Below are 25565 nucleotides of genomic sequence, written 5' to 3' on the forward strand. Positions count from 1 at the left end.
TCCAGACCACGCCATGACTCCAGAGCGGCCCCGCCTGCATCCCCTGTCCAACCTGATCTTCGCCTCGCGCTGGCTGCAGTTGCCGCTGTACCTGGGACTGATCGTGGCCCAGGGCGTCTACGTGTTCCTGTTCGGCAAGGAACTGTGGCACCTGATCCACGAGGCGCCGAGCCTGGGCGAGCAGCAGATCATGCTGATCGTGCTCGGCCTGATCGACGTGGTGATGATCTCCAACCTGCTGGTGATGGTGATCGTCGGCGGCTACGAGACCTTCGTGTCGCGGCTGGGCCTGGAGGGCCATCCGGACCAGCCGGAGTGGCTGAGCCACGTCAACGCCAGCGTGCTCAAGGTCAAGCTGGCGCTGTCGATCATCGGCATCTCCTCGATCCACCTGCTCAAGACCTTCATCGCGGTCGGCGCGCTCGGCGGCATGCCGATGTGCTCGCCGGAACAGCTGGCCAGCGCCGTGGGGACGGTGGACCTGAAGAGCTGCGCGACGCTGACCGCCACCGGCGTGCTGTGGCAGACCATCATCCATGGCATCTTCATCCTGTCGGCGATCGGCATCGCCTGGACCGACCGGATCATGTCCGCGTCCGCGCCGGCGCGGCCGGCGCATTGACCGGCGCGCGCCGCGTCACGCTTTTTGCCGCATGGCAGCGGCTGCCACGCACGCGGCGGCCGCGGATGCTAGATTGACCGATGGGGTGCGCTGGCGGCATGGGGGCCGCAGCACCGCGAACGCACCGCCGTCGCATCGTTGATTGCCAACACCGGGGATTCAGGGGGACGCATGTCGCAACTCACCACACTCGCCAAGGCGCGCCGGGTCGCGCCGATCCTGTTGCTGGCCGCGCTGGCGGCCTGCTCCAAGCAGGAAGAGGCCGCACCACCCAGCGCTGCACCGGCCACCGCCGCGGCCAACGCACCGGCACCGCCGGCGGTCTCGGCCAAGGTGCAGTCGATGGGCACCGAACAATTGCACGACTCGGCCAGCCAGGCGCTGCGCGAGAACCGCATGTATGCACCGGCCGGCAACAACGCGGTCGAGTACTACCTGGCGTTGCGCGACAAGCAACCCGACGACGCCGGGGTCAAGAGCGCGCTGACCGACCTGATGCCGTACACGCTGATCGCCGCCGAACAGAGCATCAACCGCGAGGACTTTCCGGAAGCCCAGCGCCTGATCGGCCTGATCGAGAAGATGGATCCGCAGGCGCCGGCGCTGCCGCGGCTCAAGCAGGGCGTGAGCAAGGGCATGGAGGCCGTGGCCCAGCGCAGCCAGGACGAGACCGACAAGGCCAAGAAGGACGCCGAGCAGAAGGCCAAGCTGGCGGCCGAGCAGCAGAAGCAGGCGCAACAGCAGGCCAGCGAGGCGCAGGCGGCGCAGCAGATCGCCGCACAGCAGGAGGCCGCGCGCCGCGAGAGCGCACGCCAGGAGGCCGAGCGCCAGGCCGCCGCGCGCCCCGCCACGCCCGCCGCCACCACGCAACCGACGCCGGCACCGGCAGCAGCCCCCGCGGCCGCGCCGGCCGCTGCCGCCACCGCACAAACGCTGCGCCCGATCAGCACCCCGGCGCCGCGCTATCCGCCCGAAGCGCTGCGCTCGGGTACCGCGGGCGAAGTGCTGGTGGAGATCACCGTCGGCACCGACGGCGCGGTCACCAATGCGCGCGTGCTGCGCTCCACGCCGCCGCGGGTGTTCGACCGCGAGGCGTTGAACGCCACCAAGCGCTGGCGCTTCGAACCGGTCGGCGCGCCGGTGACCACCCGCCGCACGCTGGCGTTCAATCCCGGCGGCTGAGCCCAACGTTGACACCTGCGTGCCCGGCGGCGGCCGGGCGCGCAGCGAAGCGCAAGCGCAACACCGCGCCGACCGCAACACTTAGACCAGCGCGATCAGGACGTCGGTGTCATGCCAGCACTGCGCGCGGAGACGCCGAAGCGCCCCTTGCGCCAGGCCATCCAGGTCGCGATCGCGCCCACCACCGTGCACACCAGCAAGCCGGGCAGCGAGGCCTCCGGGCCGAACGCGCCACCACTCAACCATTCCGGCACCCCGGCCTGCGCCGTGCTGCGCGCGATCGCCGGCCCCATGTCGGTCCCCGATACCGCCGCGCCGAACAGATAGCCCTGGGTGAAGTTCCAGGCCGCATGCACGCCGATGGAGACCCAGAGCCGGCCGCTGAGCACGTAGAACGCGCCCAGCATGACGCCCGCCTCCACCGCGATGCACAACGCAGCGAACACGCTCGCGTTCGGATTGCCGAGGTGGGCCAGGCCGAACAGCAGCGCCGACAGTGCGAACGCCAACCATGGCCCGAACGCACGCCACAGCAACCGCAACAGGATCGCGCGCAGCATCAGTTCTTCCACCACGCCGGCCTGCAGCGCCCTGCCGAGCGGCGCCCACACCGGCGCCGGCCCGGTCCAGCGGATCGCGTAGACGCCGAACGCCGCCATGATCGCCATCACCGCCGCGAACATGACCGCACCCAACAGCAGCCCCACGCCCAACTGCAGGGGCGCGGCGCGCCAGGCGAGTTCCGCCGGCCAGCGCCGCTCGCCCAGGCGCACCGCGATTGCGTAGAGCACGGCGGCCATCAGCGCCGTCGCATACGGCGCGAGCCGATCCGCGCCCGGCGGAAGCAGCCTGGCGCACAGCAGCGGCACCGCCGTCGCCACGACGATCATCAGCGCCAGCAATGCGATCGCCCAGAGCAGCGCCCGCAGCCAGCGCACCCTTCCCGGCTGCAGGATGCGCGCCTCGCCCAGCGCCAGCAGGCGCCTGGCGCCGGCCGCCATCATTGCTGGGGCATCGTGTGGATCTGGAGACATGCAAAGGCTCGCTGCGGAGGAAGCATCGGCAGGACGGACAACGCCGCTGCGCGCAGCGAGTGTGCATCACGATCGCGTTTCCTGCGCGGCTCCGCGACGACGGGCGTGCAGCGCGCGGACCCGGCCCGCGCGCTGCCTCCTGCTCAGCTGGAGATCGCCAGCTGTTCCTGCCGGTAGCGGCGCACCGCCGCCAGCCACAGCACCGCGGCCAGGCCGAAACCGGTGAGCAGGTACACCGCCCAGATCTGCGGATCGATCGTCTCGCGGCGGATGATCTTCATCAGCATCTGGTTCTGCGCCAGGAACGGCACCGCGAACTGCCACAGCGTGGTCTTCAGCGGATACACCATCAACGCATAGCCCGGCAGCATCGGCAGCAGCATCAGCCAGGTCATGTGGCTCTGCGCTTCCTTCATGCTCTTGGCCGCGGCCGCCAGATAGGTCAGCAGCGAGGTGCCGATGAACAGCATCGGCAGCAGCACGAACAGCATCTGCAGCATCGCCACGAAGCTGACGTTGAGCTGGCGGCCGATGCCGCTGGCCACCTGCGCGCTGAGCTTGAACGCGAGCAGGGTCAGCAGCAGCGACACCAGGCCGACCACGCAGGCGGCGGCGATCTTGCCGCTGACGATGGCGCTGCGCGAGGCCGGCGTGGCCAGCAGAGGCTCCAGCGATTGCCGCTCGCGTTCGCCGGCGGTGGCGTCGAGGATCAGGTAGGCACCGCCGATGAACGATGTGATGGTCAGCAGCACCGGCAGCAGCATCGCCAGCAACGCGCCACGCTTGGCCTCGGGCGTAGCCAGGTCCTGCAGTGCCACATCCAGCGGCCGCGACACCTGCGAATCGATGCCGCGCGCCAGCAGGCGCAAGGCCCCGACCTGCTGGCCGTACATGCTCAGCGCGGCCTGCACCCGCTGGGTCGGGATGTCGGCGTCGCGGCGGGTGCTGTCCTTGATGATCTCCACCAGCGCCGGGCGTCCTTCGTGCCAGGCGTTGGCGTAGTCCTCGTCGATCTTCAGCGCAAGATCCACGTCCTGGCTGCGGATCGCGCCGGTCAGGTCCTTCGGCGGCGCGACCGCGTTCAAGCCCTGCGCGGCGAGGAAGGCCACCAGGTTCGGCGCGCGTTCGCGGCCGATCACCGGAATGTCCAGCGGCTTGTCGATCTGGGTGCGCACGCGGCTCTCGGCCAGCGCGCCCATGCCCAGGATCAGCGCCGGATACAGCAGCGGGCCCAGCAGCAGCGCCAGCGCCAGGGTGCGGCGATCGCGTGAGAGGTCGCGCAATTCCTTGCGCATCACGGTGAATACGGTACGGAGCAGGCTCATGCGTGCAGTCCCTCGTCGCTGCCGATCGCCTTGACGAAGGCGTCTTCCAGATTGGGTTCGCCGGTCAGGGCGCGCAGTTCATCGGCGGTACCGGCGGCCACCACCGTGCCCTTGGCGATGATGACGATGCGATCGCACAGCGCCGCCACCTCCTGCATGATGTGGCTGGAGAAGATCACGCAACGCCCCTCCTCGCGCAGCTCGCGCAGGAAGCCGCGCAATGCGCGCGTGGTCATCACGTCCAGGCCGTTGGTGGGTTCGTCCAGGATCACGTTGCGCGGATCGTGGACCAGCGCGCGGGCGATCGCGGTCTTGGTGCGCTGGCCCTGGCTGAAGCCTTCGGTCTGGCGGTCGAGGATGTCGTCCATGTCCAGCGCCTTCGACAGCAACCGGGTGCGCTCGGCGATGCGTGCCGCCGACAGCCCGTGCAGCTCGCCGAAGTAGGCGATGTTCTCGCGCGCGGTCAACCGCTTGTACACGCCACGCGCATCCGGCAGCACGCCCAGCGCGCGCCGCACCGCCATCGGATCCTGGCCCACGTCCACGCCGTCCACGCGCACCTGGCCCTGGTCCGGCGCCATGAGCGTGTAGAGCATGCGCAAGGTGGTGGTCTTGCCGGCGCCATTGGGACCGAGCAGGCCGGTGATCTGGCCGTCGGCGGCCTGGAAGCTGACCCCTTGCACCGCCTGCACGGCGCCGGCGCGGGTATTGAATGCCTTGTGCAGATTGTCGGCGACGATCATGCGTGCCCCTCCCTGTCGAACGCTGCGCAGCTCATGGTTCCCATCCGTTGAATGAAGTGAAGGCCGGCACGCCGCTCATCGCGTCCAGGCAGGTGGCATCGAGGTGCTTGGCATCGGCGGTCTCGAAGAACTGACCGAGCAGCTTGGGCATGCAGCCCAGGGTCATGGTGCCGTGGCCCTGGCCGCGCACCACCAGGTGGCGGCCGTTGGGCAGGCCCTTGAGTACGCGCTCGGCATAGCGTGGCGGCGTCACCGGATCCAGCTGGCCGGAGGTCAGCAGCACCGGCAAAGTGGAGGTGAACGGCGCGGTGAAGTCGGCCGGGCGGGTGCCGGTGGGCCACACCGGGCAGGGCGCGAAGAACATCTGCGCCACTTCCGGACCGAGCAGCGTGTCGTGCGTCTGCGGCGCGCGATAGCGGTCGGCGTCCTCGGCGCAGATCACCGACCACTGCATGCCGCGATTCATCTGCCCGTCCAGTTGCCCGCCCATCATCTTTGCCAGCGACATCAGCGGCCCGTAGCGGCCGTTGGCCGCTTCGTCCAGCACCAGCGGCAGCAGCGACGCGGTCTGCGGCGCATAGGAGAACGAGAACGCCAGGCTGGTGACGGTGTCGGCGGTGACCCGGTCGTGGCGGCTCTCGCCGCTGGCCGGATCGCGGTAGTCCACGTCCACCGGCGCCTGCCGCAGCCGCTCCACCACTGCGCGCAACTGCGTGCGGGTATCGGTGGGAAAGCGCTTGGCGCAAGCCGGATCGGCCTTGCACTGCTCGGCCTGCAGGGCGATCGCATCCTCGAAGGTAGTGGCGAACTCGCCACCGACCACCAGATCGTTCGGCGCCACGCCATCGATGACCACGCTGCGCACATGCGGCGCGTAGCGGCGCGCGTACTGCTGGGCGACGCGCGTGCCGTAGGAGCCGCCGATCAGGTTGATCTTGTCCACGCCCAGCGCGGCGCGCACCGCATCCAGATCGCCGATCGCCTGGGTGGTGGTGTAGTAACGAGGATCCGCGCGGCCCTGCAGCGACTGCGCGCAGCGCCGCGCGTAGTCGACCAGTTCGTTCGCGGTGGGCGCGCGCGCCGGATCGGCCAGCGGCATCTCCTTGCCGTCCGGTCCCAGGCAGCTCAGCGGATTGGACTGGCCGGTGCCGCGCTGGTCGATCAGGAACACGTCGCGGCGCTTGCGGGTCTCGCGCAGCGCCATGTCGACGATGCTGGCGACCTGGGTGGCGGCCTGACCGGGACCGCCGGCGAGGAAGAACACCGGATCCGGGTCGCTGCCGCCCTCGCCGGTGACCGGCAGCCAGGCGATGTTGAGTTCGATCTTGCGGCCGTTCGGCGCCGCCGGATTCTCCGCCACCGCCATCCGCGCGCACTGCGCCGGCACGTTGTTGGAGGCCACCGGATTGGTCAGCGTGCACGGGTGGAAGCGCAGCGCGCCGTAGCTGCGTTCGGACGTCTGCGGCGTCGGTGCCTGGGCCGCCTGGCAGGCGGCGAGCAACAGGGTGGCCGCCGCGATGGCGAACGGCCGGGAGGGGTGTCGCATGGTTCGCATCCTTGAGTTCATGGCTTGCAGAATGCCATGCCGGAACATGGCGTCGTCGGCGCCCGGTGGGGCATGGAACGGAGTGCGCGCTTACTCGGCCTCATCGAACAGGAACACCTGCTCGATGCTGTGCGCGAACAGCCGCGCGATACGGAACGCCAGCGGCAGGCTCGGATCGTACTTGCCGGTCTCCAGCGCATTGATGGTCTGACGCGACACGCCCAGCCGCTCGCCCAGTTCGCCCTGCGACCAGCCGTGCGCCTCGCGCAGTTCGCGGATGCGGCTGTTCATTGGTAGCGGCGCGCGTTCGCGACCTTGACCACCCCATAGGTCATGCACAGCGCAGGAAACACCCACAGCATCGCGCTCGAGGCCGGCACCGTGATCACCTGCGCCGCCTGCAGGAAGCCGGCGGCCATGTAGACGCCACAGGTCAACCCGGCGGCGATGGCGATGGACTCCAGCTCGATGCGCCGCTGCAGTTCGTCGGAGTCGCGCACGAAACGCGCCACCGCGCGGATCACCAGCGCCAACGTCAATGCCGGCAGCAGCGCGACCACCACGCGCAGCCAGTGCACGTCGACGCTGTCGAGCAGGCGCTTCCAGAACAGCATCACCACCACGTAGGCGCCCATCGGCGGAAAGAACTCGCGGTAATAGCGCCTTGCCAGCGCCCGCGGTGCGCTGTCGGCCAGGCTGCCCCGCGACCACCACATCAATAGCGCCATGAACAGGCCGCCGATGCCGACGCCCATGCATACCCCACGCAGATAATCGCTGCCGCCGAGCGGCAGCCAGGCCCCCGCCGCCAGCAGCGCCAGACTCACGCACAGCACCACGATCGCGTTGCGCCTGCAGTTGCCCATGCCTGTCCCCAATCTCAGTTCGACCCGCTCCGGCCGCCCGTTACGGCGGCGCCACATGGCGTGCCGTCCCCCTGTCAAGCACGCTTGACAGCAGAATGCGCGCAGCGGGAACGCCTGTCAAGCGTCCTTTACAGACAGAATGGAGGCACCGCCGGGCTAGCCGGCTTCCGGTGTCGGACGACACTCATCCCCTTCGGGGTGTCTTCTCCCCAGAGAGAAGAGAGACGTCACAGCCCCTCTCCTGCCGGGAGAGGGGCTGTGGTGAGGGTAAGGGCGCGAAGCTCCACGCTGACCCATGCATGCGAGGCTGCGACCGTACCCTCATCCGCCCCTCCGGGGCACCTTCTCCCGAAGGGAGAAGGAAGACGCTAAAGCCCCTCTCCCACCGGGAGAGGGGTTGGGGTGAGGGTACGGGCACGAAGCGCGATCGGTATTCCGGCAGCACACCGCTTCGCCATGGACGGATCTTCATGGTGAAGCGGTCGCGGCTGAAGCCGCGCCTACGCGGGATGTCCGGCGCCGACAGCGGCCGTTACTTGCTGCTGACGTACTTCTCGCGGCGGATATGCGGCACCGGCAGGCCAGCCTCCTTCAGCGCATCGAAGCAGGCATCGACCATGTTCGGATTGCCGCACAGGTAGGCGATGTCGCCTTCGGCCTGCGGCGCGAACTCTCCCAGGAACTGCTGCACGTAGCCATGCCGCACGTCCGCATGCGGCGCCTCCGGCAGCTCGCGCGAGAAACACGGTACGAAGCGGAAACCGGGATGCGCATCGGCGAAGGCGCGGAATTCGTCGCCGTACAGCAGTTCGGCCGGGGTGCGCGCGCCCAGCAGCAGCACCACTTCCACACCGCGCTCGGCCATCGCCGCTTCCAGCAGCGGCAGCATCGAGCGGTACGGCGTGACGCCGGTGCCGGTGGCGATCAGCAGATAGCGACGGTTGGCGTCGCCCGGCTGCAGGCAGAAACGCCCGTACGGGCCACTGGCGCAGACCTGCCCGCCGATCTCCAGGCCTTCGAACAGCGCGGTGGCCGCGCCGCCGGCGACGAAGCTGACCGCGATCTCCACGGTGGCATCGGCCGGTTGCGCCGGATCGTGACGCGTGGCCAGCGAGTAGCTGCGCTTGGTCGCGGTGCCATCGGCATAGTGGAAGTGCACCTGCACGAACTGGCCGGGCACGAACGGCAGGGGTTGGCCGTCATCGCGGACGAAGCGGTAGTGGCCGACGGCCGGGGCGAGCATGTGGCGGTCGACCAGTTTCAGCGGGAATTGGGCAGGCACGGAGATGCAACAGTCTGTGGCCGGGGGCGACCCCACGAGGTCTTCTATAATAACGGCTGCACTTCTCCTGCGCCGTCGATGCGGCGCGAAGGCCCGCCTTGACTTCCGCATCCGCTCTTTCTTCACAGACCCCGGCGCCCGCGCTGCGCGTGCGCGACCTGCGCAAGACCTACGACAACGGCGTGCAGGCCCTGCATGGCGTGTCGCTGGACGTGCTGCCCGGCGACTTCTTCGCCCTGCTCGGCCCCAACGGCGCCGGCAAGTCCACCCTGATCGGCATCATCAGCTCGCTGGTCAACCTCAGCGCCGGCCAGGTCGAGGTGTTCGGCACCGACCTGAGCAGCCAGCGCAGCGCGGCGATGCGCCTGATCGGCCTGGTACCGCAGGAAATCAACTTCAACCTGTTCGAGCAGCCCTTCGACATCCTGGTCAACTACGCCGGCTTCTACGGCATGCCGCGCGCCGAGGCCGAGCGCCTGGCCGAAGCCGAACTCAAGCGTGCGCACCTGTGGGAGAAGGCCCAGGTGATGAGCCGCACCCTGTCCGGCGGCATGAAGCGGCGGCTGATGATCGCCCGCGCGATGATGACCCGGCCGCGCCTGCTGATCCTGGACGAACCCACCGCCGGCGTGGACATCGAGATCCGCCGCGACATGTGGCGGGTGCTGCGCGAGATCAACGGCGCCGGCACCACCATCATCCTCACCACCCACTACCTGGAGGAAGCGGAGAGCCTGTGCCGCAACCTGGCGATCATCGACCGCGGCCGCATCGTCGAGCAGGGGCCGATGCGCGCCCTGCTGGCCAAGCTGGACGTGGAAGGCTTCCTGCTGGACATCGATGGCGAGCTGCCGGCGCAGCTGCCGGCGATCGAGGGCACCACCCTGCTCGCCCAGGACGCGCACACCCTGGACCTGGACATGCCGCGGGCGATGGACCTCAACCGCGTGTTCGCCGCACTGGGCGACGCCGGCATCCGCGTGCGCTCCATGCGCACCAAGAGCAATCGCCTGGAGGAACTGTTCGTGCGCCTCACCGGCGAACACCGCGATGCCGCTGCGGCCACGACCGGCACGGCCACGCCGTCCGCCACTCCCTGATGCCCCCACGGCGACGACCATGACTTCCCAGACCGATTCCACCCTCCCCGTTTCCGACGCCACGCCCGCCCAGCGCAACTGGGTCGCGCTGGGCACCATCGTGCGCCGCGAGGTCAAGCGCATCCTGCGCATCTGGGGCCAGACCCTGGTGCCGCCGGCGATCACCATGACCCTGTACTTCCTGATCTTCGGCGGGCTCATCGGCTCGCGCGTGGGCGACATGGGCGGCTACAGCTACATGCAGTTCATCGTTCCCGGCCTGGTGATGATGAGTGTGATCCAGAACAGCTACGGCAACATCAGCTCCAGCTTCTTCGGCGCCAAGTTCGGCCGCCACGTCGAAGAACTGCTGGTCAGCCCCATGCCCAACTGGGTGATCCTGTGGGGCTACGTCGCCGGCGCGGTGCTGCGCGGGCTGATGGTCGGCGTGATCGTGCTGATCATCGCCATGTTCTTCACCCCGGTGCGCATCCCGCACCCGCTGGTGACCCTGACCACGGTATTGCTGGGCGCCACCATTTTCTCCCTGGCCGGCTTCATCAACGCGGTCTACGCGAAGAAGTTCGACGACGTGGCGATCGTGCCGACCTTCATCCTGACCCCGCTGACCTACCTGGGCGGCGTGTTCTACTCGGTCAAGCTGCTGCCCGGCTGGGCCGAGGCCGCCACCCACGCCAACCCGATCTTCTACATGGTCAACGCCTTCCGCTACGGCCTGCTCGGCAGCAGCGACGTGCCGGTGTGGGTGGCCTACAGCCTGATGCTGGGCTTCGTCGCGGTGCTGGCGGCGCTGGCGCTGTGGCTGCTGCGGCGCGGGGTGGGGTTGCGGAGCTGATTCTGTTCGCTCCTTGAACGCCCCCCGTTAGCGCCGCCCGAACGGGGTTGGGCGTTGCGCATGGCATTGCTATCCTCCGCGCCACAGGGGTTTTACTGGCCCGCTCGCCGCGGGCCGCAAGAGGAGCAAGGAATGAACCGATACACGGCAGTCATCGCAGCAGCAGTGCTGGCATGTGCAAGCGGCGGGGTTCACGCTCAGGACGACGGGATCGTCAATTTCGGCAAGATCGTCGGCGGCAACGCCGAGAACGGCAAGGCCTGCGGCGCCAGCCAGTCGCAGATCGACGGCTACAAGGCCAAGCAGAAGCAGGTGATGCAGGGCATGTACGCACAGGTCAAGAATTTCGGCAGCGACTTCGACAATGGCTACAAGTTGGGCCAGCAAACCATGCAAAAGGCCCACGCCACAGGCACCTACAAGCCTGACGCAGCGATCTGCAAGCAACTCTTGAGCGAGATGCGCTAAGCGCTCCCCGTCCGCACCCGAGATTCCCGATGACCGCGATAACCCCCACGGCGCGCCGCGCCGCTCTCAGCGCTTGCCTGCTCTTGATCGCCGCTGCTGCCGGCTGCAAACGCACCGACCCTCAGCAGCCTGCAACCGAAGCCCCCGCTCCGGCAACGAACGCCGCGCCGCCCACCGCATCCGCGCCAGCGGCAGCGCCTGCCGCTGAAACGGCGCACCGCTTCGATGCCGCCAGCATGCCGGTCTCCGAGGCGCCGCTCGGCAGCTTTCCGTACCTTGGCCTGCCCGAGGGCTACGTCACCAAGAATGCACCGGTCCGCAACGATTTCGATCGTGCGCCGTTCTGGACCGGTGACCGCGTTGAATGGGTGGAGGGCAAGGTATATGCCGCCGCGCTTGGCACCACTGAAGGCAAGCCCTTTTCGGGCGTGGAACTGAGCCGCAATATCCAGACACTGGTGGGATCGCTGGGAGGACAGCGCATCGCCAGCGGACCAATCCCCGCTGACGCAGCCAAGGCCATCGGCGACAGCAAGGCAGCGGTGACCTATGTCGATGGCATCGGCGACATCTATAACGAGCCGGCCGATACGTTCGTCATCCATCGCGCCGATCGCGACATCTGGATCCATGTCTGCAGCGGCCCCAGTAGCGGTGGCTTGCTGATTGCGGAGACGAAACCATTCCAGGCCACCGCCAAGGTGCTGCCCGCGGACGCATTGCAGCAGCAACTGGCAAGTGCAGGCAAGGTGGCCATCCAGGTGAACTTTGCCTCGGACGCCGCCCAGATACTTCCCGACTCCAAGCCCCAACTGGAGCAGGTCCTGCAGTTGCTGAAATCCGATAGCGCCTTGCGCCTGGCGGTCAATGGGCATACCGACAACAGCGGCGACGCGGCGCACAACAAATCGCTGTCCGAAGCCCGTGCCAACGCGGTGGTGGCTTATTTGACCGGTGCCGGCATCGCCGCCGATCGCCTGCGTGCCGCGGGCTTCGGCCAGGAACAACCGATCGCACCGAATACCACCGAAGACGGCAAAGCGCGCAACCGGCGCGTCGAGCTGGTCAAGCTCTGAGCGGAAGACGGTTCACGCCCCTTCGTTTTGCCACTTTTGGGGCAACGCGTCTGTAGCGAATGCCCCAACGGTGGCTGATTCAAGGAACGGGAAAATATTCTTGGCCTGAGCCGACGGGCATTTGCGAATACTCACCCGCAGCGTGTCATCAAGCAGCGGCGATCGCCATGTTTTTGAAAGGCGCTTTGGCCGCCGCGGTATGACTGGCAACCGCGGCGATCGGATCAACCCGCTTCCGTCCTTCTTTTGATTGGCGACATCGATAACTTTGTGATTAAAACCACAAATAGCGGGGCACACTAAGGCAAACCGCGCCTTGCAACACCTCAGGTCCGGACTTGCGTAGACCTCGCTACGTGCCTGAGATTTGACAGGTTATGTGATGCGAACTCCATTTAGCGTCAATTTATTAACGCCATTTTTCTTGTAACGGCAATATCTTGACGCTACATTGGCGCCGTCCGCATCCGTTCTCGTTCGATGCATCCGCGGGCCAGAGATCAGCTTCATCTCTGTGAATGATTTCACTTAAATCACCCACTCGCCACACGTTGCCGCGGGAAGTATGTGTGCTGCCGGTAATCGGGCGAAAGAGCCAAGGAGAGGATTCAGATGAAGAACCATCGCCGTCACATTGGATTTGGCCGCAAGCAGTTGGGCCAAGGCATGACCGAGTACATCATCATCACCGCCCTGATCGCGATCGCCGCGATCGCCGCCGTCACCTTCTTCGGCGGCACCGTCCGCAGCCAGGTCGCGGGCATGTCGAAGGAACTGGCGGGCCAGAGCGCCACGCAGTCGATCAACCGCGCCAAGAACCAGTCCAACAGCGCGCAGCAGGAAGCTGACAAGACCAAGGGCATGGACGCGTACAACAACAAGTAATTACTTGTTGCCCTGATGTCCTAGGTACCTGGGCAGTCACGCTGCCCAGGCCCTTCTTCTATTTTCCGACATGCCGGTGACGCCGCTGTAGGAAGTGCATTCGGCAAAGGAACTGCAGATGCGTGCAGCGATCGCGATTGCCAAATCACGTGTGCCGCCCCGCCTGGACGGGAAGCGCGGCATGGCCGGCCAAGCCATGGTGCTGGGATTGGTCCTGATCCTCGTGCTCTGTGTCGGCGCCATCGTGCTGTTCGACAGCGGGCAATCGGTCAACAAGAAAGTCGAGCTCACCAACGCCGCCGATGCGGCCGCATACAGCGTCGCGGTGCAGCAGGCGCGTGCGCTCAACTTCGCCGCTTACATGAATCGCGCACGGGTGGCGAACGAAGTGGCGATCGCGCAGACGATCAGCCTGTATTCGTGGATGAACCAGCTGCAGATGACGACCATCACGATGCGTCTGACGATGAACGCGTTGTCATTGATCCCATATGTCGGCGCGGTGTTCAAAGCGCTCGCTACCGGCTTCCAGGCGGCGGAAAACATCTTGAAAGGCGTTCGAAGTGCCTTTCAACCGTTCGCACAAGGCGTCGTCACCGCGCTTGACGAACTCAACGGCATCTTCGCCACGGCGGCGACGTCGGTGATAGAAGGCGTATCCCGTGTAGATGGCATGCTGATCGCAAGAGATGTGGTGCAACGAAACTCCGCGAATGCGAGCCTGGGAACCGTTGGTACAGGTGTGCTCGCCGAGCAGTTGCTCACCGCAGAAAGCAAGCTCCTCGATTTCAACAGGATTCCGCGCACGACCGGTACCGGCAGTGCGGCGCAGCGCAATGGCGCCGATCGCTTCCGCAATGTGGTGATGCAGTCGCGCGACGATTTCAGCAAGGACCGCGGGGATCGGGTTGGCATCGGGCTGATCAACTTCGAGAGCACCGGCGGTACCGACATGGTCGACTACAACCGCTGGGCGGCGTTGGACACCATGTCGATGGACGTCAAGATCTGGCCGATCGTGGACATCGATCTGCCGATGGGCTGGGGCGGCGCGCAGGCGGTCGACCGCTACCGCAACCAGCGCTTCCTCAACGGCTTCGGCAATGGTCAAGGGTGGTATTCCGATTGGGACAAGCGTCGCTATCGCCCCTACGGCGACAGCCTGCGCAAGAACCGGTTGGTCAGCCGCATGGTCGAAGGCGATGCGAATGTCAGGGCCGCCAAGGGTCAGCACAAGAACGCGTTCTTCACCAGCTACAACGGCCTTCGCGACTATCACGACGTCAAGAAAAACATGGCCATGCGCCCGTATTCCGGCAATGGCAATCAGATCTTCGACGAGAACGCCGGCCCGGTGTTCAGCGTGTACGCGGAAACCGAAATGCGCAATGCGCGCACCAGCGAGACCGTCGGCATCGGCAACGCGGCGGGATCACGCATGTCCATGCAGAACAAGGCGCAGAACGGCAAGCTGAGCGCACTGTCCTCGGCGCAGGTGTACTTCAACCGGCCGCCCAACTATGCGCTGTTCCGTCGCGGCGACAACAAGGTCGAGTCCGGCAATCTGTTCAGTCCCTACTGGCAAGCGCGCCTGGTCGATACCCCGAGTGCGATCAAGGCCGTCGTCGCAGGAACCGGTGCACTATGAGGTCGCCAACCCTCCTCCACTGCCGCAACAGCGTATTTGGAGTATTGCTACTCACCCTGTGCAGTTGCAGTGCCACCGCAGTGGATGCCGATGGCGTGGAGGATACGCGCAGCTCGATGCCTCCGATCCACGTTCGGCAGACCGTGGAAATGACGCGCAACGGCGTCAACGAAGCGCGAGAGAACTACCTGGCGACGCTGCGCGACTGCCAGGCAGGGGGACTGCAGAGCCGTGCCTTGTCAGATAAGGATGTCGCCTTGCTCGGCACGACCCGCTACGAACTCTGGTTCGATCGCGAGACCGAGGTCGTCCGCGAGACCAGTTGGAGTGTCGCCAACGATGGCGGCGGCGGCACCTGTCTGTTCCGGCTGGAAACAACTGGCACCCAGGAAACCACCACTGCCAGTCGCTACCAACAGGTAGATCTGGCGACCGGGGAGAAAACCGACGAAGCGGCACCGCAGGACGCGTTGATCCGCACGCCGGTGGAGAAGAGCGCGCCTGCCGCCCTGTCCGATTTCCGAGGCCCGACCCAACGCAGTGTTGCCGGTCAGCCCTGCAACGAATGGGTCAAGCCGACCGGGCTGCGTCAGTGCGTCTGGTCCGCCGGAACGAAGTGGGGATTCACTTCCGAGCCGGCCAACGACCATCGCCCCAACCGTGGCTTCATTGTCCTGGAACAAACACCGGGTGCCGATGCGGATTACAAGGTCACCACCCAGGTGATCAGCGTCGGCGAGGCATTCGACTCCGCCGCACTGGAAGCACAGCGCGCGCCGGGGAAGATCAACTAGGAGGACCGCAAGCATGCGCCAGCGTCGACAACCGCGATTGCGCGGACGCCAGGACGGTCAGAGCCTCACCGAGGCCGCGGTGCTGTGCGCCGTGCTGGTTCCACTGTTCCTGTTGATTCCGATCATGGGGAAGTACATCCATTTGCGCCAGGCCACTCAGCAGGCGGCGCGCGCCGCCGCTTGGGAGGCGACGGTGGCGAAGGACTACACCCTGCCGTCCGCCACGCGCATGCGAGACCTGACGGTAGACCGGCATTTCGGCAAGGCGGATGCGCCGATCATCAGCCGCGCAAGCACCGGCACTGCGCGCGACCGCGTGGACAACCCGCTGCTGAATACCTTTTCCAACCAACCGTTGCTGGAGCGCGGCGATATCCGTGTCAACGCCTACAGGAACGAGCGGTCCTCCGGCATCCTTGATCGCCTCGGCAATCTCATCAGCAAGATTCCCGGCAACTTCCCACCCAATGACAAAGGCTTGGTGACGTCCAACCTGAGCGTCAGCGTGCAGGACCTCAAGCTTGCCAACGGCGGGTCAGCGTCGTTCCTGGAACCGTTCGACCAACTCGGGCTGCGTATGCAAGGCAGCAACAGTTTGCTGGCCGACCCATGGAATGCAGCCGGACCAGGCACCGCGAAGAACCCGGCCAAGCGCTCCGTCATCGGCCAGGTGCGCACGCTGGTGCCCAGTTCTTACCTGAGCGACTCGGCGAAGCTGTTCGATCCGCTCAAGATCATCCCGATCGTCGGCACCATCAGTCGGTTCGAGCCGGGTTACATCGCTCCCGACGTGGTGCCCGTGGACAAGCTGGAACCTTATGCCCCGCCGCGCTGAGCCTATGTTTCACCTGATCCTGGCGCTTCTGGTCCTGCTGGTGCCGGCGACCGCTTGCGCCGCGGAGTGGCCCGACGTGCCCGAGCCCGACGACGCGAAGAGCGAGTGGGTGTCCAAGCACATGATCTACAACGGCCTGCACATGCGCTCGGCGCGCTATACCAGCCAGCAGTCGCCGCAGCAGCTGATCGCGTTCTATTCGAAGCAATGGCCGGGGCAGGTCACGATCAACGACGTTGGCAGCAAGACCATCGTTGGCCATGCCCAGGACGAGCATTACATCACCGTGGAAATCAACGGAGCGGGTACCGGCAGCGAAGCACAGATCGGCATCGTGCGCCTGCTCAAGGAGAAGCCGCGGACTGCACCCGGCGCCGACTTCCTGAAGCCCTCCGGCACCACAGTCGTCAACGACATCCAGTACCTGGATAACCCCGGACGCACGCTGGCGATGGAGAGTAGCTTGTCGCCCTATCAGAGCGAAGCGTTCTATCGCAATCGGCTGCCGGCCGAAGGCTGGACGGCACAGTCGTCGGCGACGGCCTGTTCGATGATTTCCAACAGTTGCGTCAGCAGCTACAGCAAGGGCAAGCAGCAGATGACCCTGACCTTCAACCGCCGCGAGAAGGGCACCTCGATCGTGGTCAATCAGCTCCAGCAATGAGGACGAACGCCGTGAGATCTGCCTTCCCGCCCTCCGCCCGGCACCAACGCGGCGCGGCCCTGATCGAGTACAGCATCGTCACTATGCTGGCGGTCATCGTGCTCGTGGCGCAGCCCAACATCATCCTGGAGCTGATCGATTCGCTGCGCAAGGCATATGCCAGCTTCACCTATGCGCTGTCGCTGGGGTGGCTATGAAGGCCCCCGCATTCAAGCCGAACCGCAATCTGCTCTTCATCGTGGTCGCTCTGGGCCTCGGTGCCCTGGCGGCCTTCGTCGCAGTGCGCTACGTGCAGAGCGCAGTGGCCGCGCGCACCAAAGACGTTGGCCAGACCGTCGCGGTGGCCGTGCCCAAATCCGATATGGCGCCGGGTACGGTCGTCACCACATCCGATCTGGCCGTCCGCGAGGTGCCTGCCGACCTGCAGCCCGCCGATGCGGTGACCCCGGAGAACGTGGACCAGTTCAGCGGGCGCGTGCTGCGCGCGCCCGTCCGCCAGGGTGCACCGCTGGGGGCCAGCGCGCTGGTGCCGCTGTACGACCAGTTCTCGCGCGTGATCAGACCCGGCAATGTCGGTTACACGCTGCCGGTGGACGAGACCAATTCGATCTCCGGGATGATTGCCCCGGGCGACCATGTCGACATCTTGCTGACGGTGGAACAGGAAAACGCCGGCTCGCGTGTCATCCCGCTGCTGGAAAACATCAACGTCCTGGCGACTGGCAACCGGGTCGGCGATACGCCCGCGCAGGAAGATCAACAAGGTTTCTCCAACATCACCCTGGAACTGAGCCCGCAGCAGGCAGAGCGCCTGACGGTGGCGGCCAAGGCCGGTGCGATGCGGGTGATGCTGCGCCAGGTCGAGGACCGCAACTCGTTCGGACTCAACGGCATGACCCAGAAAGAGTTGCTCGGCACCGCCAAGCCCGGTGGTAGCAGCGGCGTGGAATTCATCATCGGAGGCAAAGGCTGACGCATGCGCAGGACTACATGGAGTGTTTCTTTCCTTCCCATGCTCGCCGCAGCGACCATGACCATGAACAGCGACGTCCAGGCGCAACAGCAATCCGGCCTCGTGCCGGTGCCGGTCAGGGTCGCGCCAGATACCAGGACCCAGCCACAACCCCAGCCGACGGGCAATCAGTCGCCCGTGCCGATGAGTGGCAGTTTTCCCACCCCTGTGCCCAACCCTGCCTATCAGCGTGCTGCGGGCAATGCCCAGGTCACGCCGCTGCCCGAGCGCGCGAGGATCTATGCGGGTCAGGCCGCCGTGCACAGCCTGCCGCAGGCACTGAAGCGTGTGGCCGTCGGCAACGGCGAACTGGTCCAGGTGACCAACATCGGCAAGCGTGAACTGGTCATCATCGGGCAGAAGCCGGGCGCGACCAGCGTGCATCTGTGGCTGCAGGACGGGCGCCAGATCGATGTGCCGGTCGAAGTCATGGACGGCAACGCCGGCGCCACGGTGGAGACCATTCGCGCCTTGCTCGCGGACGTGCCCAACCTGGGCGTGCACGCTGTCGCGGATCGGGTGGTCATCACCGGCCAGGACATCAACCCTGGCGTGGCCAAGCGTATCGAGGCGCTGATGAAGCTCTACCCGAGCGTGCTCGACTTTACCTCCGCCGACCCGGTGGGGATGCGTCCGATGGTGCTGATGGACGTGAAGATCATGGAGTTCGACAGCAACGCCCTCGAAGAACTGGGCATCCAATGGGATAACGTGATTCAGGGGCCGGTCGGCGGCCTGCTGAAGGACTTCACCACAAACGATTACTACCGGATCAATCCACCGGGCACCCCGGCCGCGGGCGTGGTTCTGCCCAATCGCGTGCCCGGTACCCAGGCCTTCTTCGGCATCGCCACCCAGATCGGCTCGGCAATCAACCTGCTGATGAACAAGGGCAAGGCGTTCCTGCTCGCGTCGCCGCAGCTCAGTGCGCGCAGCGGCGGCCAGGCCAAGTTCCTGGTCGGCGGCGAGGTGCCGATTCCGATCCCGCAGGGATTCGGCCAGGTGACCGTGGACTTCAAGGAGTACGGCATCAAGCTGGACATCGAGCCCCTGGTAAACGGCAACCAGGAGATCTCCACCCGCCTGCTCGCGGAAGTCAGCCGGGTCGATCCCACCGTGACAGTGCAGGGCGTGCCCGGCTTCACCACGCGTCGCACCGAATCGGAACTCAACGTCAAGGCGGGCGAGACCATCGTGATTTCCGGCCTGATCGATTCCAGCGCGCAGCAGGACGCCAAGAAGCTTCCCCTGTTGGGCGAGATTCCGATTCTGGGCAAGCTGTTCCGCTCCGATGGCTTCCGCGGCAATCGGACCGAACTGGTGATGTTCGTGACCCCGCGCATCCTCACCCCCGATTCGGCAGAAAACCAGGAAGGCCTGGAACGTGGGCGTCGCATCCAGGAGCGCGGCAAGGAGGCGATGCCCAAGCGCAGCAAGGACTACGTCCAGTAATCGCCACGACTCGTAGACAGACGCCATGTTCAACATCTTGATCGACACTCCCAACCGCGACCGGCGCCACGTCCGCTGTCTGCATCGCGAATGCGGCATCGGCCGCGGCGACGGCAATCTGGTGGTCCTGCAAGGCTGGAGCATCGCGCAGCAGCATGCGGCGCTGAAGCGAGAGGACAACGGTATCTTCATCGAGACGCTCGGTGGCCGGGCGTCCGTCCTGGTCAACGGTGAGAAGGTGACCGGCAGCCGTGGCCCGCTGAGCAGCCGCGACCTGGTGCAGATCGGCGACTATCGTCTCCAAGTGGTGGGTGACGAACCCGAGTCGGCACCGACGCCGAGGCAGGACGCCAGCGCCTTCAATGCGCCAGCGTCACCGATCAATGAGCACGTCGCTGCGGCGGCCAATCAGCCGATCGCCGAGCCTGAGCAGCAGCGGCAGCTGGCGCGACCACAGGATCTGCCACCGGACATCGCGGTCTACCGCGCAAAAGTGCATGCCGCGCTGGTCAAGCAGATGGATCTGCGACGCCTGGATGTGCGCAGCATGGGCGATGACACCTTGCGCGCGACCACCATCAGCCTGATCGACGACGTCCTGGAGCGGGAGTTCGCCGACCTGCCCAAGACCGTCAATCGGCGGCGCCTGGCCAAGGAGGTGCTGGACGAGGCGATCGGCCTGGGGCCACTGGAGGACCTGATCGAGGACAATACGGTGACCGAAATCATGGTCAACGCCTACGATCAGATCTTCATCGAGCGCGCTGGCCGCATCGAGCAGTCCGCGGTCTGCTTTACCAGCGATCGTGCGGTCCTTTCGGCAATCGAACGCATCGTCACGCCGCTCGGCCGGCGTATCGACGAAAGCTCACCGATGGTCGACGCGCGCCTGAAGGACGGCTCCCGTGTCAACGCGATCATTCCTCCGATCGCCCTGCGCGGGCCCAGCATCAGCATCCGAAAGTTCGCCAAGCGCAAGCTGGAAGGCAAGGATCTGATCGACTTCGGCTCGCTCAATGCGCCGATGCTGGAATTCCTGACCATGGCCGTGCGCGAACGGCGCAATATCGTCGTCACCGGCGGCACCGGATCCGGCAAGACCACCCTGCTCAACATCCTGTCCAACTTCATTCCCGACACCGACCGCATCGTGACCATCGAGGATGCGGCGGAACTGAAACTGGTCCAGCCCAACCTGGTCGCGCTGGAAGCGCGGCCGCCGAACATGGAAGGCAAAGGACATATCTCTATTCGCGACTTGGTGCGTAATGCGCTGCGCATGCGCCCTGACCGTATCGTGGTCGGCGAGTGTCGCGGCGGCGAAGCGCTGGACATGTTGCAGGCGATGAATACCGGTCACGAAGGCTCGCTAACCACTGCGCATGCCAACAATCCGCGAGAGGCGCTATCGCGCCTGGAAGTCATGGTGATGATGGCCGGCATGGAACTGCCGATGACCGTGGTCCGCGAGCAGATTTCCTCTGCCGTCGACCTCATCGTGCATCAGAAGCGTTTCCCCTGTGGTTCACGCAAAGTCAGTCATATCACCGAAATCACCGGCGTCGAGAGCGGCACGATCCAGTTGCAGGACGTTTTCCTGTTCAAGGCCAGGTCCAACAGCGGCCGCGATGGCAAAGTCAGCGGCGAGTTCATCGCAACCGGCGCAGTGCCGGAGTTCTACGAGGAGCTGGCAGAGCGCGGTGTTTCGGTCGACCTGTCGATCTTCCGCAACGGCGGCCAGGGCAATGGATAATATCTGGCTCGTCGCGCTGCTGGCCTTCAGTTGCGTCACGGTCTCCGGACTGATGCTGGTTCGGGCCAGCGCGAACTTCATGCAGCGCTACCACGAGCGCTTCGTCGACCAGGCGCGCCTGAACCTCGCGGACATGTTTCTGTTCGTCGATCCGCAGATGCTCTTCGTCGCCAACGGCGTCGTACTGCTGTTGATTCCGCTGTTGCTGTGGGTGCTCAGCGGCAACCTGCTGCTGCCGGTCGTGGCCGTGATCGTGTTGGCGATCGCGCCGCGCAAGGTGTATCTGTGGCTCAAGCAGCGCCGCCTCGACCAGATCCAGCAGCAATTGCCGGACAGCCTGCTGATGATGTCCGGCAGCCTGCGCGCCGGCGTCGGCTTCAACCCTGCGCTGGAGGCGCTGGCGCATGACGGCCAGCCCCCGCTCGCGCAGGAACTGGCCCTGGTGCTGCGCGAGCAGCACATGGGCGTGCGGACCGACGAGGCACTGGAAAACTTCGCCAACCGCGTTCCCATTCCCGACGTGAAGCTGTTCGTGGCTGCCGTCAGCATTTCGCGCGAGGTCGGCGGCAACCTCGCCGAAAGCCTGTCCACGTTGGCCGAAACCCTGCGCCGCAAGCTGATCATGGAAGGCAAGGTCAAGGCGCTGACTGCGCAGGGCCGCCTGCAGGGCATCGTAATGGCGATGCTGCCAGCTGGACTGGTCGGCTTCCTGGTGCTGTTCTACCCGGAAACCATGAACCCGATGTTCCATACGCTGCTTGGTTGGTGCGTCATCGCCCTGATGTGCGTGCTGGAGTATCTGGGCTATCGCATGTGCCGCAAAATCATGACGATCGATATATGAACTGGATGCTTGCCCTTGTCGCCGTGCTGGCCGTCACCGCCGTCGGCCTGGTGCTGTTCGCGCTGCGCGGCATGTTGCAGGCGGTACCGCAGGACGACCGCAACTATCAGGATCCGCTGCCGTCGGTCCTGCGCATGCTGTGGCCCCTGGTCACGGCTGCCACGCATGTGGTCGGACCGCGCCTCAAGTCCTCGCAATTGGAACGTGCCCACCGCAGCCTGCAGTCGGCAGGCCAGGATTTCGTGCTGACCCCCGAAGAGCTCTACGGGACCCGCATCGTCGCTGCCGGCACGGTCAGCGTGGTCTTCATCGTCGTCGTGATGCTGCTCGGCAAGCTCAGCGTCGGCGCGTTTTGCATGTGTTTGCTGTTCGGCATCCCGCTGGGATGGATGTATCCGACGCTGTGGCTGGGCGAACGACGCAAGCAGCGTAGCAAACATGTGGTCCGCGACCTGCCGACATTCCTGGATTTCATCACCATGGCGGTGGAGGCGGGCCTCAACATCACCGGCGCGATCGAGCAATCGGTGCAAAAGGGGCCGCCCGGCCCGTTGGCGCAGGAGTTCTCGCGCATGCTGCGCGATCTGCGCGCCGGACTGCCGCGTGCCGAAGCGCTGCGCCGCATGGCCGACCGCATGGATATCTCGCAGATCTCCAACTTCACCAGTGCCCTGATCCAGGCCGATCGGGTCGGTGCCAGCCTCAGCGAAACCCTGCGCTCGCAAGCCATGCAAAGGCGCGAAGAGCGCTTCCTGCGTGCGGAGAAGCTGGCGCTGGAAGCACCGGTCAAGATGATGCTGCCGCTGGTGCTGTTCTTCTTTCCGTTGATTTTCGTGGTGCTGGCGTACTTCATCTACTTGCAGATGAAGCAGCAGGGGATCCTGTGAGGTGCGGCACGCTCCGACGCGAGGGACAGGTGCTGCTGCACAGCGTATGGCGCGCTGACACGTGGTGGTTGCGACTGCGCGGCCTGCTTGGGCGCGCAGCGCTGCAGCCGGGCGAAGGCCTGCTGATCGAGCCGTGCAACAGCGTGCACACCCTGGCCATGACGTACCCGCTCGATCTGCTGTTCTTCGATCGCGGTGGCCGCGTCCTGGACTGGCGCGAGCGTGTGCGTCCCTGGCGTGGCGCCCTGTGCCTGCACGCCCACGCCACACTCGAACTGCCACCCGGTACGCTGCAGGCGTTGCAACCCGTCCGCGGCGAGCATCTGGCGTGGTTGCCCGCGGAATCTCCCATCGCCACAGGCATCGTCGCTCCCGCAGGAGACCGTTCGTGACCGTACTCCGACATTCGCCGCGACATCAGCGTGGTCAATCCCTGATCGAGTTCTGCGTCGTCGTCCCGACTTTCCTCTTCCTGGTCCTGGTGATCTTCCAGTTCGTGCTGATCTACCGTACCAAGACAGTGCTGGACTATGCCGCTTTTCAGGCAGCCCGGGCTGGAGCGGTCAACGGCGTCAGAAAGAATGACATGGCAGACGCATTGGCGGGCGGATTGACGCCGCTGTTCGCTCAATCGCCTGACATCGCCAACGTCATGCTGACAAAGCAGAAGATCCGTTACACAGAAGTGCAGCTGTTTTCCAAAATCGAGGTCATTGCACCGACCCGGGCCGCCTACAACGAGTTCCGCGAACGCCAGTACGACGGCCGCTACGCGCTGCCCAACGACAGCCTGGCGTTCCGCAACGCCAACGTCGGCGGCAGCCAGGTCAATGTGCAGGATGCCAACATCCTCAAGATCAAGGTTACCTACAACATGCCGTTGATCGTGCCCTTCGTCGACCGCGTCATCGTCGGCCTGTCGGATCTGGTCAGCGGGGGCGAAAGCTATACGCCTGCCTCCATGCTGTTCGAAGAGCCAATCAGCGGCCATCGCCGCCTGCCGATCGAATCCTATGCGGTGGTACGCATGCAATCCCCTATCTACGAAGCTGGCAATCTTGACCATTGAACGACCGATCTTGGTGTTGCTGGCTAGCTTGCTGATCGCTGCGACAACCCATCCCAGAGATGCAGCTGCGCAGGAGCAGAGCGAAGCAGCGGAGCCGTTGCAGGCGCGCCTTCAGGCACGCGCCTATGGCGTGGGTCCGCTGGGTCCGAAACAGGCAGGCGACGCCGCCCTGGTCGAGGTACGTTTGCGTGGCGATGCCATCCGCATCGACTTCGTCGGTACGCAGTCGCCCGATGCCTATCTGATCAACCCAGGGACCCGCGGCCGCGGCTGGCTCGTCAGCCACTCCGGGGACTATCGCCTGCCGATCGCCGACGCCAGCGGCCCCTATTGGTACGATCCCGCCGATCCTTGCGCCAGGATTGGCGGTCGCTGCGCGCCGGCGCCCGGGGAATTCATCGCCGGCCGTTTGGCTACGGGGTGGCGCTACGACGCCGCGCAAGGCCCTGACGGCACGACCTCCGGTACGCTATGGCTAGACCGCAGCGGCCTGCTGCTCGGCTATCGCGGCAAGGTCGGCAACCGCCGCGAGGAGCGCAGCCTGCGCGTAGATGCGGTAAGTTTCGAAGCCGTTCCTGCCGAGGTAGTGACGCCCCCAGAGGGCCTGCGTACACCGGACGGCTCCAGGCCGCTGCACTGAGCGCCTATCCCTTTTCTATCAACGTCTCATGCGTATCCTGATTCTCGGAGCCGGCGCGACCGGCGGTTATTTCGGCGGACGCCTGGCCCAGGCCGGCGTCGATGTCAGCTTTCTGGTGCGACCACCACGGGCCGCACGCCTGCAACGCGATGGGTTGCGCATCCGCAGCCCGCGCGGCGACGCGGCGATCGCGGTGGGCACGCTCACCGCCGAGACGCTGCACAGCGCGGCGCAGGCGCGGCCGTTCGATCTGGTGCTGCTGAGCTGCAAGGCCTACGACCTGGAAAGTTCGCTGGACGCTGTGGCACCGGCGGTCCACGACGGCACCAGTGTGTTGCCGATCCTCAACGGCCTGCGCCACTACCGGGCGCTGGATGCGCGCTTCGGTGCGGAGCGTGTCATCGGTGGGCTGTGTTTCATCAGCGCGGTGCTCGACGCCGACGGCGCGATCCAGCACCTGGCCAAGCCGGCCTCGCTGACCTTCGGCGAGCGCGACGGCCGCGGTGCAGACAGCGCGCGCGTGCGCGCCCTGGCGGAGGCCTGCGCGCGAGCCGACGTGGACCATCTGGCCACGCCGCGGATCGCGCAGGAGCAATGGATCAAGTACACCTTCCTCACCGCGCTGGCTGCGGCCACCTGCCTGATGCGTGCGCCGATCGGGCGTATCGTCGCCAGCGACGATGGGGTGACGCTGGTGCGCGGCCTGTATGCCGAGTGCACGGCGGTGGCCGCGGCGGCCGGCGAACCGGTGCCGGAGGAAGCGCAGGCCAGTGCGCTGCACCTGCTGACGCAACCAGGCTCGCCGATGAAGGCGTCGATGCTGCGCGACCTGGAAGCCGGGCAGCAGGTGGAGGCGCAGCAGATCGTCGGGGACATGCTGGTCCGCGCCCGCGCCGCCGGGCAGGACGCGCCGCTGCTGATGGCGGCGTACTGCCATCTGCAGGCGTACCAGGCCGGTCTGCCCGCGCGCTGAGGGTTGCCGCGGGACGCCGGTGCCGCGCGC

At 65.9% G+C, this 25565-nt stretch carries 28 protein-coding genes; 21 read left to right on the forward strand and 7 right to left on the reverse strand.

The window, feature by feature from the left end:
• Positions 1-13: 13 nt before the first annotated feature.
• Together SLW52_RS06965 and SLW52_RS06970 are read left to right on the forward strand one after the other, a co-directional pair.
• Complete coding sequence (locus tag SLW52_RS06965; RefSeq protein WP_017908501.1) at positions 14-622, forward strand: TIGR00645 family protein; 609 nt, start codon at positions 14-16, stop codon at positions 620-622.
• Positions 623-793: 171 nt separating this feature from the next.
• Entirely contained in the window at positions 794-1804 is a 1011-nt protein-coding gene (locus tag SLW52_RS06970; protein WP_152181553.1) for an energy transducer TonB, read from the forward strand.
• 95 nt (positions 1805-1899) lie between these two features.
• On the opposite strand, the gene SLW52_RS06975 is transcribed toward SLW52_RS06970, so the two are convergent.
• The 7 genes from SLW52_RS06975 to SLW52_RS07005 all read right to left on the reverse strand — a co-directional run bounded on the left by SLW52_RS06975 (position 1900) and on the right by SLW52_RS07005 (position 8561).
• Positions 1900-2808 (reverse strand): CPBP family intramembrane glutamic endopeptidase, encoded by a 909-nt coding sequence (locus tag SLW52_RS06975; RefSeq protein ID WP_320740074.1) that lies wholly within the window; start codon positions 2806-2808, stop codon positions 1900-1902.
• 173 nt (positions 2809-2981) lie between these two features.
• A complete protein-coding gene (locus SLW52_RS06980) occupies positions 2982-4163 on the reverse strand; it encodes an ABC transporter permease (protein WP_017908431.1) in 1182 nt (393 codons plus the stop codon).
• The gene (locus SLW52_RS06985) at positions 4160-4906 is read right to left on the reverse strand and encodes an ATP-binding cassette domain-containing protein (protein ID WP_320739828.1); all 747 of its coding nucleotides are present in this window, start codon (positions 4904-4906) and stop codon (positions 4160-4162) included. Before SLW52_RS06985 ends, SLW52_RS06980 begins: the two co-directional genes overlap by 4 nt.
• 31 nt (positions 4907-4937) lie before the next feature.
• Positions 4938-6452, reverse strand: coding sequence for an alpha/beta fold hydrolase (locus SLW52_RS06990; RefSeq protein WP_320695245.1), 1515 nt, complete (start codon positions 6450-6452; stop codon positions 4938-4940).
• Positions 6453-6542: 90 nt separating this feature from the next.
• Positions 6543-6743, reverse strand: coding sequence for a helix-turn-helix transcriptional regulator (locus tag SLW52_RS06995; protein WP_010340539.1), 201 nt, complete (start codon positions 6741-6743; stop codon positions 6543-6545).
• Positions 6740-7318: a hypothetical protein gene (locus SLW52_RS07000; protein WP_320739829.1), complete on the reverse strand. Its 579-nt coding sequence runs from the start codon at positions 7316-7318 to the stop codon at positions 6740-6742. Before SLW52_RS07000 ends, SLW52_RS06995 begins: the two co-directional genes overlap by 4 nt.
• A gap of 532 nt (positions 7319-7850) precedes the next feature.
• On the reverse strand, positions 7851-8561 hold the full coding sequence (locus tag SLW52_RS07005) for an FAD-binding oxidoreductase (protein WP_320740075.1): 711 nt from the start codon (positions 8559-8561) through the stop codon (positions 7851-7853).
• Positions 8562-8698: 137 nt separating this feature from the next.
• Between SLW52_RS07005 and SLW52_RS07010 the strand changes: the two genes are divergently transcribed.
• The 19 genes from SLW52_RS07010 (at position 8699) to panE (ending at position 25535) form a co-directional block, all read left to right on the forward strand.
• Positions 8699-9700 (forward strand): ABC transporter ATP-binding protein, encoded by a 1002-nt coding sequence (locus SLW52_RS07010; RefSeq protein WP_320739830.1) that lies wholly within the window; start codon positions 8699-8701, stop codon positions 9698-9700.
• Between the two features lie 19 nt (positions 9701-9719).
• Positions 9720-10535: an ABC transporter permease gene (locus SLW52_RS07015; protein ID WP_010340543.1), complete on the forward strand. Its 816-nt coding sequence runs from the start codon at positions 9720-9722 to the stop codon at positions 10533-10535.
• 132 nt (positions 10536-10667) lie between these two features.
• Positions 10668-11003: a hypothetical protein gene (locus tag SLW52_RS07020; protein ID WP_320739833.1), complete on the forward strand. Its 336-nt coding sequence runs from the start codon at positions 10668-10670 to the stop codon at positions 11001-11003.
• A gap of 29 nt (positions 11004-11032) precedes the next feature.
• Positions 11033-12079 carry an OmpA family protein gene (locus SLW52_RS07025; RefSeq protein ID WP_320739834.1) on the forward strand — a complete coding sequence of 349 codons (1047 nt, stop codon included), beginning with the start codon at positions 11033-11035 and terminating at the stop codon, positions 12077-12079.
• A 612-nt stretch (positions 12080-12691) separates the two neighbouring features.
• Positions 12692-12964 carry a pilus assembly protein gene (locus SLW52_RS07030; RefSeq protein WP_152236810.1) on the forward strand — a complete coding sequence of 91 codons (273 nt, stop codon included), beginning with the start codon at positions 12692-12694 and terminating at the stop codon, positions 12962-12964.
• 118 nt (positions 12965-13082) lie between these two features.
• The gene (locus SLW52_RS07035; protein WP_320739835.1) at positions 13083-14612 is read left to right on the forward strand and encodes a pilus assembly protein TadG-related protein; all 1530 of its coding nucleotides are present in this window, start codon (positions 13083-13085) and stop codon (positions 14610-14612) included.
• Positions 14613-14728: 116 nt separating this feature from the next.
• Entirely contained in the window at positions 14729-15406 is a 678-nt protein-coding gene (locus SLW52_RS07040; protein WP_295939041.1) for a hypothetical protein, read from the forward strand.
• 13 nt (positions 15407-15419) lie between these two features.
• Positions 15420-16241 (forward strand): TadE/TadG family type IV pilus assembly protein, encoded by an 822-nt coding sequence (locus tag SLW52_RS07045; protein WP_152236808.1) that lies wholly within the window; start codon positions 15420-15422, stop codon positions 16239-16241.
• Positions 16225-16905 (forward strand): hypothetical protein, encoded by a 681-nt coding sequence (locus SLW52_RS07050; protein WP_320739836.1) that lies wholly within the window; start codon positions 16225-16227, stop codon positions 16903-16905. The genes SLW52_RS07045 and SLW52_RS07050 overlap by 17 nt, the downstream gene beginning before the upstream one ends.
• Before the next feature lie 11 nt (positions 16906-16916).
• Positions 16917-17102: a hypothetical protein gene (locus SLW52_RS07055; protein WP_052250845.1), complete on the forward strand. Its 186-nt coding sequence runs from the start codon at positions 16917-16919 to the stop codon at positions 17100-17102.
• Positions 17099-17878 (forward strand): Flp pilus assembly protein CpaB, encoded by a 780-nt coding sequence (gene cpaB / locus SLW52_RS07060; protein WP_043094195.1) that lies wholly within the window; start codon positions 17099-17101, stop codon positions 17876-17878. The genes SLW52_RS07055 and cpaB overlap by 4 nt, the downstream gene beginning before the upstream one ends.
• A 57-nt stretch (positions 17879-17935) precedes the next feature.
• Positions 17936-19369, forward strand: coding sequence for a pilus assembly protein N-terminal domain-containing protein (locus SLW52_RS07065; RefSeq protein ID WP_320744236.1), 1434 nt, complete (start codon positions 17936-17938; stop codon positions 19367-19369).
• 25 nt (positions 19370-19394) lie between these two features.
• Positions 19395-21122: an ATPase, T2SS/T4P/T4SS family gene (locus SLW52_RS07070; RefSeq protein WP_082028831.1), complete on the forward strand. Its 1728-nt coding sequence runs from the start codon at positions 19395-19397 to the stop codon at positions 21120-21122.
• The gene (locus tag SLW52_RS07075) at positions 21070-21966 is read left to right on the forward strand and encodes a type II secretion system F family protein (protein WP_320739838.1); all 897 of its coding nucleotides are present in this window, start codon (positions 21070-21072) and stop codon (positions 21964-21966) included. The genes SLW52_RS07070 and SLW52_RS07075 overlap by 53 nt, the downstream gene beginning before the upstream one ends.
• Entirely contained in the window at positions 21888-22853 is a 966-nt protein-coding gene (locus SLW52_RS07080; protein ID WP_320740076.1) for a type II secretion system F family protein, read from the forward strand. Before SLW52_RS07075 ends, SLW52_RS07080 begins: the two co-directional genes overlap by 79 nt.
• A gap of 29 nt (positions 22854-22882) precedes the next feature.
• Positions 22883-23245 (forward strand): DUF192 domain-containing protein, encoded by a 363-nt coding sequence (locus tag SLW52_RS07085; protein ID WP_267113946.1) that lies wholly within the window; start codon positions 22883-22885, stop codon positions 23243-23245.
• Positions 23242-23922 (forward strand): TadE family protein, encoded by a 681-nt coding sequence (locus SLW52_RS07090; RefSeq protein WP_150410811.1) that lies wholly within the window; start codon positions 23242-23244, stop codon positions 23920-23922. Before SLW52_RS07085 ends, SLW52_RS07090 begins: the two co-directional genes overlap by 4 nt.
• Entirely contained in the window at positions 23912-24562 is a 651-nt protein-coding gene (locus SLW52_RS07095) for a hypothetical protein (protein ID WP_320739840.1), read from the forward strand. Before SLW52_RS07090 ends, SLW52_RS07095 begins: the two co-directional genes overlap by 11 nt.
• Positions 24563-24590: 28 nt before the next feature.
• Complete coding sequence (panE, locus tag SLW52_RS07100) at positions 24591-25535, forward strand: 2-dehydropantoate 2-reductase (protein ID WP_320739841.1); 945 nt, start codon at positions 24591-24593, stop codon at positions 25533-25535.
• The last annotated feature ends 30 nt before the right edge of the window (positions 25536-25565 follow it).

The sequence above is a fragment of the Xanthomonas sp. LF02-5 genome, from assembly GCF_034105325.1.
GTDB lineage: Bacteria > Pseudomonadota > Gammaproteobacteria > Xanthomonadales > Xanthomonadaceae > Xanthomonas_A > Xanthomonas_A sontii.